Annotated in this window: 12 protein-coding genes; 9 read left to right on the top strand and 3 right to left on the bottom strand. The window is 70.3% G+C overall.

What is annotated here, in order from left to right; genetic code table 11:
• The 4 genes from B0W88_RS24920 to B0W88_RS24905 all read left to right on the top strand — a co-directional run.
• The coding region (locus B0W88_RS24920; RefSeq protein ID WP_077037308.1) for an AraC family transcriptional regulator at nucleotides 1-713 on the top strand (713 nt) is incomplete at its 5' end.
• A 231-nt stretch (nucleotides 714-944) separates the two neighbouring features.
• A complete protein-coding gene (locus tag B0W88_RS24915) occupies nucleotides 945-1,892 on the top strand; it encodes a VOC family protein (RefSeq protein WP_077037307.1) in 948 nt (315 codons plus the stop codon).
• Between the two features lie 35 nt (nucleotides 1,893-1,927).
• A complete protein-coding gene (locus tag B0W88_RS24910; RefSeq protein ID WP_077037306.1) occupies nucleotides 1,928-2,971 on the top strand; it encodes a porin in 1,044 nt (347 codons plus the stop codon).
• A 51-nt stretch (nucleotides 2,972-3,022) separates the two neighbouring features.
• Nucleotides 3,023-3,859: a fumarylacetoacetate hydrolase family protein gene (locus tag B0W88_RS24905; protein WP_077037305.1), complete on the top strand. Its 837-nt coding sequence runs from the start codon at nucleotides 3,023-3,025 to the stop codon at nucleotides 3,857-3,859.
• Here B0W88_RS24905 and B0W88_RS24900 read toward each other — a convergent pair whose 3' ends face one another.
• From B0W88_RS24900 to B0W88_RS24890, 3 genes are read right to left on the bottom strand one after another with little or no spacing between them, the layout of a single operon-like run.
• Nucleotides 3,860-4,768 carry a LysR substrate-binding domain-containing protein gene (locus B0W88_RS24900; RefSeq protein WP_077037304.1) on the bottom strand — a complete coding sequence of 303 codons (909 nt, stop codon included), beginning with the start codon at nucleotides 4,766-4,768 and terminating at the stop codon, nucleotides 3,860-3,862. It abuts the gene before it with no gap.
• A 20-nt stretch (nucleotides 4,769-4,788) separates the two neighbouring features.
• Entirely contained in the window at nucleotides 4,789-5,112 is a 324-nt protein-coding gene (locus B0W88_RS24895; RefSeq protein WP_077037303.1) for a hypothetical protein, read from the bottom strand.
• A gap of 3 nt (nucleotides 5,113-5,115) precedes the next feature.
• Nucleotides 5,116-5,697, bottom strand: a complete 582-nt coding sequence (locus B0W88_RS24890; protein WP_077037302.1) for a VOC family protein — start codon at nucleotides 5,695-5,697, stop codon at nucleotides 5,116-5,118.
• A 184-nt stretch (nucleotides 5,698-5,881) separates the two neighbouring features.
• Here B0W88_RS24890 and B0W88_RS24885 point away from each other — a divergent pair, with 184 nt between their 5' ends.
• The 5 genes from B0W88_RS24885 to B0W88_RS24865 all read left to right on the top strand — a co-directional run.
• The gene (locus B0W88_RS24885) at nucleotides 5,882-7,390 is read left to right on the top strand and encodes an amidohydrolase family protein (protein ID WP_077037301.1); all 1,509 of its coding nucleotides are present in this window, start codon (nucleotides 5,882-5,884) and stop codon (nucleotides 7,388-7,390) included.
• A gap of 4 nt (nucleotides 7,391-7,394) precedes the next feature.
• Nucleotides 7,395-8,192: an alpha/beta fold hydrolase gene (locus tag B0W88_RS24880; protein WP_077037300.1), complete on the top strand. Its 798-nt coding sequence runs from the start codon at nucleotides 7,395-7,397 to the stop codon at nucleotides 8,190-8,192.
• Between the two features lie 66 nt (nucleotides 8,193-8,258).
• Nucleotides 8,259-9,851, top strand: coding sequence for a DUF1302 domain-containing protein (locus B0W88_RS24875; protein ID WP_233151837.1), 1,593 nt, complete (start codon nucleotides 8,259-8,261; stop codon nucleotides 9,849-9,851).
• Nucleotides 9,852-9,876: 25 nt separating this feature from the next.
• Nucleotides 9,877-11,220 carry a DUF1329 domain-containing protein gene (locus tag B0W88_RS24870; RefSeq protein WP_077037298.1) on the top strand — a complete coding sequence of 448 codons (1,344 nt, stop codon included), beginning with the start codon at nucleotides 9,877-9,879 and terminating at the stop codon, nucleotides 11,218-11,220.
• Nucleotides 11,217-11,851 (top strand): YCF48-related protein (locus tag B0W88_RS24865; RefSeq protein ID WP_233151836.1); only part of this gene is annotated, 635 nt, incomplete at its 3' end. The genes B0W88_RS24870 and B0W88_RS24865, both read left to right, overlap by 4 nt.

Below are 11,851 nucleotides of genomic sequence, written 5' to 3'. Positions count from 1 at the left end.
GCCTGCACGTCGTGGCCAGCGCGCCTGACGTACCGCCGGTGGACATCGATTCGCTGGCGCGCGTCGCAGTGGCCGAGAACCTCTACCTCGTCGGCGGCGAAGACCACGGCACGGGCGAAGGCGAGCCGGACGTGATGTTCTGCGGCGCGCTGAGATTCAACCTCGACCCCCTGCATCCGCTGATGGCCATGATGCCGCCGGTGATGCTGGCGAGCGAACTGGCCAGCAAGGACCCGACCGTGCCGGCGCTGATCGAGGCGATGGAACGCGAAGTGGCGCTGGACCGCATCGGCGCCTGCGGCATCCTGGCCCGGCTGGCCGACGCACTGGCCGCGAGCATCATCCGCACCTGGGTCGAGTGCGGATGCAACAGCACGGCTGGCTGGGTGGCGGCCGTGCGCTGCCCGAAGATCGGCAAGGTGATCGCCGCGATCCACGCGGAGCCCGAGCGCGACTGGACCGTGCCCGTGCTGGCCGAGGTGATGGGCGTGTCGCGCTCGACCTTCGCCGACGCCTTCACCCGCACGATGGGCGAAAGCCCGGCCCGCTACGTCGCCAAGGTGAAGATGTTCCAGGCCCGCCGCTGGATCGCCCGGGAAGGCATGCGGGTGGCGGTGGCGGCCGACCGGCTCGGGTATGAGTCAGAGGCCTCGTTCAGCCGCGCGTTCAAGCGCGTGATCGGCCACGCGCCGAGCGCGGCTCGGGCCGGGTGACAGGCAGCACGGGCGTTCGCCGAACGGCGGCGCCCGAGGCCGCGCCCTCACAGACCGATGCCGCCCCGGCATCGGGACGAGTTTTTCGCCATCTCGCGCGAGCGCTCCCGCGCTCCTAGCATCCGCGCCATCCAGACCCAAGGTCTGAATCCCATCCCTGCCCTGCCCCAGCGCCGCCATCCGCAGCGGAACGGGCGGAGCCTTGGCCAACAGGAACGTCGGAGACAAGCGATGACCGGAGAGATAGGAAGAAGGCAGGAAGACGACGATGGGCCGGCGGTCCATTCGGTCGACGAGTTCGTCTTCAGCGTGCCGGACCTGGCGCAGGCGCGGCACTTCTACAAAAGCTTCGGGCTGGACGTGCGCGACGACGGGAACGGCCTCGCCCTGCACACCGACGGCCATCCCCACCGCTGGGCCCGCATCGTCGCCGGCCCCGCCAAGCGCCTGCTGTGGCTCAGCCTGGGCATCCATGCGGCGGATCTTGCGCGCTTCCGGGCCCGTCTCGCCGAGCGCGGGATCCCGCCGATCGATCCTCCGGCGCAGGCCGATGCCGACGGCCTCTGGATCGAGGGACCCGACCGGCTGCCGCTGCAGCTGCGCGTGGCCGACAAGTGTTCGCCCTCCCGGGCCGCGCCGCGCGAGTTCCCGCCGGCGAACGGCAACGCCGGCCGTTCGCCCGGCCGCAGCAAGGCGCCGGCCGTGCGCCCGCTGTACCTCTCGCACATCCTGATGTTCAGCGCCGATGTGGACGCCGCCGTGCAGTTCTACGCCGAGATCCTCGGCCTGCGCGTGTCGGACCGTTCCGGCTCGACGATCGCCTTCCTGCACACGCCGCACGGCAGCGACCACCACCTGGTCGCGCTGGCCAGGTCCGGCGGCCCCGGCCTGCACCACAGCAGCTGGTGCGTGCCCTCGCTGGACGCCGTGGGCCTGGGCATGGAGCAGATGGCCCGGGCCGGCTACGAGCGCGGCTGGGGCGTCGGCCGGCACGTGCTGGGCTCGAACTACTTCCGTTACGTGCGCGACCCCTGGGGCAGCTACGCGGAGTACTCGTTCGACATCGACTTCGTGGAGGCAGGCAAGACCTGGCCCTCCGCGGACCACCCCGGCGAGGACTCGCTGTACGTCTGGGGGCCGGCCGTGCCGGAGGACTTCGTCCAGAACCACGAACTCTAGAAATCAATCACAACAAGCCACGGAAGAGACAAACCATGAAGAAGACTCCCCTCCTCGCCGCCATGCTCGCCGGCCTGCCCTTCGCGGCGCTCGCGCAGGGCAGCGTCACCGCATACGGCATGCTCGACGTCTCGGTCGAATCCTTTCGCTACAGCGCCACGCCGGGCCATCCGTCCACCCACCTGACCACGCTGGCCAGCGACACCTCGCGCCTGGGCTTCCGCGGCGTCGAGGACCTGGGCGACGGCCTGCGCGCCTACTTCAAGCTGGAGACCGGCTTCGGGGCCGACAACGGCGCCCTCACCGCCGCGACCGTGTTCTGGAGCCGGGAGGCCTACCTGGGCCTCGGCGACGCGAAGCTGGGCTCCATCCAGGCCGGCAGCCAGTACACGCCGGCGCTGTGGATGTCGATCAAGGCCGACCCGTTCACCCGCTTCGGCCTGGCCGGCCAGTACACGCTGCTGCAGGGCCTGCGTGGCTACCAGCTCAAGTACGACAACGCCGTGCAGTACATCAGCCCGGTCGTCGGCGGGGTCCAGGGGCGGCTGATGGTGGCCGCCGGCGAAGGCGCGGTCACCGGGGCGAGCTACTCGGGCAGCCTCGACTACACGCAGGGCCCGCTCTACGTCGGCGCCGTGCTGGATCAGGTCAAGACCACGGCCGCCTCGGTGGGTCTCACCGGAAGCCCGGTCAACAGCCGCACGCTGTCGCTCGCGGCCAGCTACGACTTCAAGGTGGTCAAGCTGCAGGGCTGGGCGCAGACCAACCGCATCGACTCGCTGCCCAAGGTCAACGGCTACCTGATCGGCGCCACGATCCCGCTGGGCGTGCAGGACGAGATCCGCACCTCTTACGCGCACCGCAGCGCGCCCAACGCCGACGCCTCCCTGTTCGCGGTCGGCTACTACCACCTGCTGTCCAAGCGCACGACGCTCTACGCCAACCTCGGCCGCCTGACCAACGCCGCGTCCACCGCCTTCCGCATGGGCCCTGCCCTCGGCGACCAGGCCGCGCTGGGCCTGCCCTTCGCCGGCCAGGACACCACCGGCCTGCAGCTCGGCATGCGCCACTGGTTCTGATTTCTTCTTTTCTCCATCTCTCTCTTTTCTCACTGCAAGGAAGACACCCTCATGAAGCTGTTCCGCCACGGGCCCGTCGGCCAGGAAAGGGCCGGCGCGCTCGATGCCCAGGGCCGCCGCCGCGATCTCTCGCTGCTGGTGCCCGACCTCACGCCCGACTGGCTGTCTCCGCAGAAGCTGCAGGCACTCGCCGCCGTCGACCTCACGCGGCTGCCGCTGGTCGCGGACGATGCGCGCATCGGCGTGCCGGTCGCCGGCATCCGGCAGTTCCTCGCCATCGGCCTGAACTACCGCAAGCATGCGGAGGAAGCCGGCCTGGAACTGCCGGTCGAGCCGGTGATGTTCACCAAGGCACTGACCTCGCTGGCCGGGCCGGACGACGCCGTCGCGCTGCCCGAGGGCTCGGTGCAGGGCGACTGGGAGATCGAGCTGGGCATCGTCATCGGCACGCAGGCGCAGCGGGTGCCGGTGCAGGCGGCGCTGTCGCACGTGGCCGGCTACGTGCTGGCCAACGACGTCTCCGAGCGCGACTGGCAGATCAAGCGCGGCGGCCAGTGGGGCAAGGGCAAGAGCTTCGACGGCTTCGGCCCGGTCGGGCCCTGGCTGGTCACCACCGACGAGCTGCCCGACCCTCAGCGCATCGAGCTGCGGCTGGAGGTGAACGGCGAGCTGCGCCAGGCCAGCAGCACGGCCGACATGATCTTCGGCGCCGCCGAGATCGTGTCCTACCTGAGCCAGTTCATGACCCTGCTGCCCGGCGACCTGATCATCACCGGCACGCCGGCCGGCGTGGGCCTGGGCATGAAGCCGCAGCAGTTCCTCAAGCGCGGGGATGTGATGACGCTGTCGGGCGGGGTGCTCGGGACACAGCGTCAGCAGGTGATCTGATCACTCGCTGACAAGCGTGTGCATGTGGCCGGCCGCGCGCCGCATCATGTCGCAGAAGTACTCGGCGGCGGGCGTCAGCGGCAGGCTGGTGCGCCGCACGATGCAGATCGGCGGCGACGGCAGGTCCTCCTGCACATGGATCGGCTGCAGGCCCCGGTTGAACAGCGGGGCCTGAGTCCACTGGATCGGCAGCAGGATCAGCAGGTCCGAGTAGGCCACGGTGAACAGGAAGGTCAGCGCCGAGCGGCCCTGCACCACCAGCTTGGGCGGCGGGAGGCCGTGGCTGGCGAACAGCGGGCCCAGTTCCTCCTCGGCCTTGTAGGTGACCGAAGCGGCGACCCATTCGGCATCGACCAGCTCGCGCAGCGAGCGGGCCTTGGCCAGCGGATGACCCTGGCGGCCGACGATCACGCGCCGGTTGTCGAACAGTTTCTCCTCGGTCAGCTCGCTGGGCAGGTCGTCGTGCGTGGGGCCGATGTAGCAGTCGACCAGGCCGTCCTTCAGGTCGGCCTCCACGCTGGGCAGCAGCGCGTCGATGATGTCCAGCTTCACGTCCGGATAGCGCTTGCGGAAGTCGCGCATCGCATTGGGCAGCATCGCGATGTGGGCCACGCCGGAGAGGCAGACGGTGATCTTGCCGTGGATCTCGCCGCGCATCTGGTCGAGCTCGTCCTGCGCGCGTTCCAGCTCGCTGCGCACGGCCTTGGAGCGGCGCAGGAAGACCTCGCCCATCGGCGTCAGCGAGACGCCCTTGGCGCGGCGCTCGAACAGCACCACGCCGAGCTCCTTCTCCAGCTCCTGGATGCTGCGGGTGATCGCGGGCTGGGTGACGTCGAGCTGGCGCGCGGCCGCACGCAGGCTGCCGCGCTCCGCGATGGCCATGAAATCGCGCAGGGAATTGAGCTTCATCGGCAGAGGGTATCGCGTTCTCAGCTGCTTCCGACTTCGTAGTCGATGTGGCTGAAGGAACCCTCGAACATCGCCTTCACCTCCAGCACCTGCGGCCGCAGCGCGGCGCGCTCGGGCGAGGCGAGCATGCGATCGACATCGGCCCGCGTATCGAACTCGACGAGGATCTGGCAGGCGATCGCCGGCGGGCCGTCCTCGAGCACGCGCGGCCACAGCGCACGCGCGCTGCGCACGCCGGGCAGCGCGCCCAGCGCGGGCACGAGCGCCCCATCCATGCGCGCTTGAAAGGCCTTCTCCTGGCCGGCCTTGGGACGGCCGACCCAGAACGCGGAGCGGACCCACATGGCCTAGCTTGCGTCCGCGGCGACGAAGGGCGTCATCCGCCGCGCCACGCGCGCGCGCCAGTCGCCATAGGGCTCGTAGCCCTCGCTCTTCTCGCACATCGCCCGGGTCAGCGCGAGGATCTCCGCGTTGCTCCTGGCGAAGTCCAGCGGGATCAGGAAGGGCTGGGTGATGTACCAGTCTGAGTCGACGAAGAACTCGAGATTGTTGCCCTCGGGATCGTGGGCATAGATGCTCCAGGCGATGCCGTGGTTGGCCGGGAACAGGCTGCCGCCGCCGGCGGCCTCGAGCCGGCCATGCATGTCGCGCAGGTCGTCCAGCGAGCCCATCTTGAACGAGATCTGGTTGATGCTGGGGCCGAACTGCGGGTTGGCCGTGTTGGCCGGCAGCTCGGGCGGCCGGCCGCTGGCCAGCACGATCTGGTGATGGTCCTGCGGGCTGCGCGACAGGAACACCAGGTCCATGCCGCCGGCCTGGCCGCGGTCCGTCACGGTGAAGCCGAGCACGCCGGCGTAGAAGGCCTCCATCCGGGCGATGTCCTTCACGCTCAGGCCCATGTGGCTGAACATCAGGTTCGGTGCGCTCATGTCTCTTGTCTCCTGGTCTTGTGGTGCGGCCGATGCTAGGTCGGGCCTCCGGCCGGCAAGAGATGGGGAAATGACCCCTCCGATCAGTTTTCGGCATCGCTTGGGCCCAACTGGCATCTTCGACGGCACGGTCTGCCTTCCTAGACTGGCTGCCATTCCAGAAGAGAGACCAGGAGACAAGGCCTTGAGGATCACCAAGAAGCAGTTGTTCGTCGCCATCGCTGCGACGCTTGCGGCCGGGCTCGCGGCGGCCGGGCCGGACACCACCGTGCTGCGCAACGTGACCGTGGTCGACACCCGCAGCGGCGCGCTGCAACCGGGCCGGTCGGTCGTGATCGAGCAGGGCCGCATCGCCCGGATCGTCGGTGCGCGAGACGCCGTGGCGGCCGATGCCCGGATCATCGACGGCGGCGGCAAGTTCCTCGTGCCCGGCTACCTGGACATGCACGTCCACAGCGTGCCCGCCGCCTTCGGCCCGGCCCCGGCGCTGAACCTGATGCTGGCCCACGGCATCACCGGCGTGCGGCAGATGAACGGCTCGCCGGAGCTGGTGCGCGCGGCCCGGCAGTTCAATGCCGCCCGCGCGGCCGGTGCGGCCGAGGTGCCCGAGGTGCTGGCCACCGCCGGGGCCATCCTGGCCGGCGTGCGCAGCCCGGCCGACGGCGTCGCCGCCGTGCAGGCGACGAAGGCCATGGGCGCCGACTTCGTCAAGGTCGTCAGCGCCTCGCCGGCCGCCCTCCCCGCCATCCTGGCCGAGGCGAAGCAGCAGGCCCTGCCGGTGGCCGGCCACCTGTCGCCGGGCCTGGACGCGCTGGCCTCGGCGGCCGGCTACCGCTCGATCGAGCATCTCGGCGCCAGCCCGACGCCGGTCCAGTTCTCCTGCTCGGCCGAGGCGGATGCGATCCGCGCCGACCTGCTCGCCGGCAAGGGCACGGCGCCGACCGCCGCGCTGACGCCGACCTATGTCGTCTCGCCCTTCCTCTACGCCGCCGGCGACGCGCCTTTCGTCCAGCAGATGATGGACAGCTACGACCCGGCCCGCTGCGACGCGGTGGCCGAGGCCGTCGTCGCCCGCGGCGCCTGGCAGGTGCCGACGCTGATCCGCCTGCACGCGATGCTGCAGAGCGACGACGCGAGCTTCCGCGAGGACCCGGCGCTGCGCTACGTCGATCCCTCGCTGCGCGGGCTCTGGTCCCGCCTGGGCGGCGAGTTCGGCGCGATGCAGCCGGCCAGCGCGCGGACCACCTTCCACGCCTTCTACGAGTCCTACGTGAACATGCTGCGCGTGCTGCACCGCCATGGCGGCGCCGCGACCACGCTGACCGGGAGCGACACGGGCGGCATCTGGGTCGTGCCCGGCGCCTCGCTGCACCGTGAGTTCGCCGAACTGGCCGCGGCCGGCTTCACGCCGCTGGAGGTGCTGCAGGCCACCACGCTCAACGGCGCCCGCTTCCTGCACCGCGAGGCGACGATGGGCACCGTCGAAGTGGGACGTCATGCCGATCTCGTGCTGCTCGACGCCGACCCGACCGCCGACGCGCGCAACCTCACCAAGATCGCCGGCGTGTTCAATGCCGGCCGCTATCTCTCGAAAGCACAGCTCGATGCGATGAAGGACGGCATCGCGGCGCAGGCCGCCGCCAGCCCGGCGCGCACGCTCGCCGAGTTGATCGACGCCAGCCACAAGGACTGATGACATGGACCGCGATCTGAAAGACATGTTCGTCACCCGCTGGGGCAGCGAGGACGCGCCCCGCGTCGTGCTGGTCCACGGCAGCGCGCAGGGCAGCGAGGTCGGCGGCGACAAGCACTTCGCCGCGCAGCGCAAGCTGGCCGCTCGCGGCTGGCAACTGCTCGTGCCCGACCGCCCCGGCCATGGCCGCAGCCCCGACCCCGGTCGGCCCGACGACGCCGACGCAGACGGCGCGCTGGTGGCGGGCCTGCTCGGAGAAGGCGCCCACCTCGTTGGCCACTCCTTCGGCGCCTGCGTCGCCCTGGCTGCCGCCGCGCAGCGGCCCGAGGCCGTGCGCTCGCTGACGATCATCGAGCCCGCGATGGCGGCCATGGCGATCGGCAAGCCGGGCGTGCTGCCCTTCGTGCTGAGGATGGTGGGCATCCTGCTGTTCTCGCTGTCGCCGCAATCGCGCATCAGGCGCTTCGTCAGGCTGGTCAACATCCCGCCCGAGATCCGCGGCGGCTCCAGCCCCGAGGAGCTGCAGCGCATGGGCGTGGCGATCAGGAAGCTGAAGCTGCCGAGCAAGCCGGAGCTGCTGCGGCAATGGGAGATCGTGCGCCGCGCCGGCATTCCGGTGTGGGTCGTCTCCGGAGGCTGGTGCCCGGCCTTCGAGGCGATCTCGGATGAGGCGGCCGCGCAGGCCGGCGGGCGCCGCACGGTGATCCCCTCGCCGCATCACTTCCCGCAGCAGGTCTCCGAGCAGTTCAACAATGAGCTGGCCGTCTTCATGGCGACGAGGGAAAACATGCGCTCAGATTGAACACCGCCGCCGAACCGGCTTCCTACCATCCGTTTCAAACCTACAAGTAATCGGATGGAGACAAAGATGAGGAACAGACGGTTCGTGATGGCGACTGTGTCGTCCTCGCTGCTCTGCGCCGGCACCGCGCTGGCGCTGGACTTCGACACCGGCAGCGAGGACCTGAAGATCCGCTGGGACAACAGCGTCAAGTACAGCGCGGCCTTCCGGCTGAAGGCCCCCTCGGCCGCGCTGGCCGGCGACCCGAACCAGGGCGACGGCGACAGCAACTTCGGCCGCAGGGGCCTGGTCTCCAACCGGCTGGACCTGCTCAGCGACCTCGACGTCATCTACCAGGGCAGCTATGGCCTGCGCGTCAGCGGCGCGGCCTGGTACGACGAGGTCTACAACCACGGCACGCACAACAGCTCGCCGGCCTGGTTCTACAACCCCGCCTTGGTCCCGTCGACCGAGTTCCCCGCCGCCACCCGCAAGGAACACGGCCGCAAGGCCGAACTGCTGGACGCCTTCCTGTTCGGCAAGGGCGAAACCGCCGGCGGCATGCGCTGGAGCGTGCGCGCCGGCCGGCACACCCTCGTCTGGGGCGAGACGCTGTTCTTCGGCGCCAACGGCATCGCCGGCGGGCAGGCGCCGGTGGATGTGGTCAAGCTGCTGTCGGTGCCGAACTCGCAGTTCAAGGAGATCCTGCGGCCGACCGGCGCGCTCTCGGGCACGCTGCAGCTGACGCCGGACGTGCTGCTCGGCGCCTACGTCCAGTACGAGTGGGAGCGCACGCGGCTGCCCGGCGTCGGCAGCTACTTCTCGACCGAGGACCTGTTCGACGAGGGCGGCGAGCGCTTCTTCCTCGGCGGCCCCGTGCTGGCGCGCGGGCCGGACACCCGCCCCCGCAATGGTGGCCAGGGCGGCCTGCAGCTGCGTTTCCGCCTTCCCAGCGGCCAGACCGACTACGGCCTCTACGCGATCCGCTGCCACGAGAAGACGCCCAACCTCTACCTGAACATCCCCATCGGCACCTACTCGATCGCCTACCAGCAGGGCGTGAGCGCCTTCGGCCTGAGCGCCAGCCGCACCTTCGGCGACGTGAACCTGGCCGCCGAGGCCTCGGTGCGCCACCACGCCTCGCTGGCCAACGACGGCACGGCCAACTTCAGCGGCGCCCCGCCCGCAGAAGATCAGCCGCTGTATCCCGTCGGCAGCACCGCGCATCTCAACGTCTCGGCGATCTGGACGCTGCCGAGCACCGCCGTCTTCCGCGAGGCCACCTTGATGGGCGAGCTGGGCTGGAACCGGCGGCTGAGCGTCAGCAACGGCGGCGTGCTCGCGGCGCACTCCACCCGCGATGCCTATGGCCTTCGCATGGTGTTCACGCCGACCTTCCGCCAGGTGTTTCCGGGCATGGACCTGAACGTGCCTGTGGGCCTGGGCTACAACCCGCGCGGCGCCTCGCAGGCGGTGTCGGCCTTCAACGGCGGCGTCAACAAGGGCGGCGACTTCAGCATCGGCCTGGCCGGCAACTACCTGAACACCTGGAACCTCGGGCTGAACGTCACGCACTACCTGGGCTCCACCGGCACCACGCTGGAAAACGCCCAGCTCTCCTTCAAGCAGGACAAGCACGACCGCGATTTCATCTCGCTCTCCGTGCAGACCACGTTCTGACCGACACCCTTCCAGGAGCCCCATCGTGAAACTCGCGCACCTTCCTGCGCTGGCGCTCTGCGCCTGCCTTGCTGCCCATGCAGCCGTCTCGCCCGAAGAGGCCGCCCGCCTCAAGACCGACCTGACCCCCTTCGGCGCCGAACGCGCCGGCAACAAGGACGGCAGCATCCCCGCCTGGACCGGCGGCTACGCGCAGCCGATTCCCGGCTACGTCGAGGGCGGCCGCGTGCCCGATCCCTTCGCCGACGACAAGCCGCTGTTCACCATCACCGCGCAGAACCAGGCCGCCTACGCCGACCGGCTCAGCGAGGCTTCGAAGGCCCTGCTCTCCAAGTATCCGGCCAGTTACAAGATCAACGTCTACCCGACCCGCCGCAGCGCCGCCGCCCCGCAGTGGGTGTACGACAACACCTTCAGGAACGCCACGCGCGCCACGATGAAGGCTGACAAGCCGGCCGGTGCCTACGGCGGCATCCCCTTCCCGATCCCGAAGACCGGCGCCGAGGCGCTGTGGAACCACTCGCTGGCCTGGCTGGGCCACGCGCACCGCCTGGCCAACACCAACAACGTGACCACCGCCGACGGCCGCAACGTGCTGCTCGGCAAGGAGACGATCTACGAGGCGCGGCCCTACTACGACGAAGGCGGCAGCGCCGAGGGCTGGAACGGCGACACCTCATTGGTCAGCTTCCGCTTCACCGGGCCGCCCTCGCGCGTCGGCGAGAGCCTGGTCGTACGCGCCAACGCGGACACCGACAAGTCGCGTGCCTGGGTGTACTTCGCCGGCCAGCGCCGCACGCGGCAACTGCCCAATGCCTGCTGCGACACGCCGAACCCCGCCACCTCCGGCAGCATCGCCTTCGACGAGACCTATCTGTTCTACGGCTCGATCTCGCGCTACGACTGGACGCTCGTCGGCAAGAAGGAGCTGTTCATTCCCTACAACCAGAACCGGCGGCTGCAGGCCCCGACCGATGCCGACCTGGTGACCGCCAGGCACCTGAACCCGGCCTGGCAGCGCTGGGAGCTGCACCGCGTGTGGATCGTCGAGGGCGCGCTGCGCGCCGGCCAGCGCCACCAGTCGCCGAAGGTGCGGCTGTACCTCGACGAGGACAGCTGGCATGCCGTCCTGTCCGAGCGTTATGACGCGCAGGGCCAGCTCTGGAAGGCGGGCGAGAACATCCTGGGCATCTCGCCCAGCGGCCCGGCCACCTTCCTCTACGGCTTCAACTCCTACGACCTGCTGGCCGGCACGCTGTTCTGGGTCGGCACCTCGGACGGCCGGGACCAGCGCACGGTGCTGGACCGCAGGAAGGTGCCGGACTCGATGTTCACGCCCGAGGCGATGGCATCGGAGAGCATCCGATGATGATGATGGTGCTGATGGCGGCGCTGGCGGCTGCGGCCGAGCTGCCGGACACGCTGGCCCGGCCCGCCGAGGCGGTGGCGCGGCCCGCGCAGGCGGTGCTGCTGGGCGTGGCCGCCGCGGGCGGGCGGCTGGTGGCCGTCGGCGAGCGGGGGCTGATCACCATCTCCGACGACCAGGCCGCCAACTGGCGCCAGGTGCCGGTGCCGGTCAGCGTGAGCCTGACCGCCCTGAGCTTCCCCACGCCACGCCGGGGCTGGGCCGTCGGCCACCGCGGCGTGGTGCTCGCCAGCCGCGACGGCGGCAGCAGCTGGACCGTCCAGCTCGACGGCCAGCGCTTCGCGGCGCTGGCGAACAACGAGGCGCTCGTGCGCGACGGCGCGGACAAGCCCTTCCTCGACGTCAGCTTCGCCGACGAGCGCCACGGCCTGGCCGTCGGTGCCTACGGCCTGTGCGCCCGCACCGAGGACGGCGGCGCCTCGTGGGTCTCCTGCATGGGGCAGTTGCCCAACCCCAGGGGCGCGCACCTGTATGCGATCGCGCGCAGCGGGCAGACCGTCTACATCGCCGGCGAGCAGGGCCTGCTGCTGCGCTCCGACGACGGCGCCGCGCAGGCCGCCGAGCAGCAGCTCGC

It is taken from the genome of Pelomonas sp. KK5 (genome assembly GCF_001984095.1).
Lineage (GTDB): Bacteria > Pseudomonadota > Gammaproteobacteria > Burkholderiales > Burkholderiaceae_C > KK5.
This window is presented reverse-complemented; position numbering and strand designations above follow the sequence as displayed.

Excerpts from the sequence above, each read along its gene's own strand:
- B0W88_RS24915 (WP_077037307.1), top strand. The coding sequence starts at position 945 with ATGACCGGAGAGATAGGAAGAAGGCAGGAAGACGACGATGGGCCGGCG.
- B0W88_RS24910 (WP_077037306.1), top strand. The coding sequence starts at position 1,928 with ATGAAGAAGACTCCCCTCCTCGCCGCCATGCTCGCCGGCCTGCCCTTC.
- B0W88_RS24905 (WP_077037305.1), top strand. The coding sequence starts at position 3,023 with ATGAAGCTGTTCCGCCACGGGCCCGTCGGCCAGGAAAGGGCCGGCGCG.
- B0W88_RS24900 (WP_077037304.1), bottom strand. The coding sequence starts at position 4,768 with ATGAAGCTCAATTCCCTGCGCGATTTCATGGCCATCGCGGAGCGCGGC.
- B0W88_RS24895 (WP_077037303.1), bottom strand. The coding sequence starts at position 5,112 with ATGTGGGTCCGCTCCGCGTTCTGGGTCGGCCGTCCCAAGGCCGGCCAG.
- B0W88_RS24890 (WP_077037302.1), bottom strand. The coding sequence starts at position 5,697 with ATGAGCGCACCGAACCTGATGTTCAGCCACATGGGCCTGAGCGTGAAG.
- B0W88_RS24880 (WP_077037300.1), top strand. The coding sequence starts at position 7,395 with ATGGACCGCGATCTGAAAGACATGTTCGTCACCCGCTGGGGCAGCGAG.
- B0W88_RS24875 (WP_233151837.1), top strand. The coding sequence starts at position 8,259 with ATGAGGAACAGACGGTTCGTGATGGCGACTGTGTCGTCCTCGCTGCTC.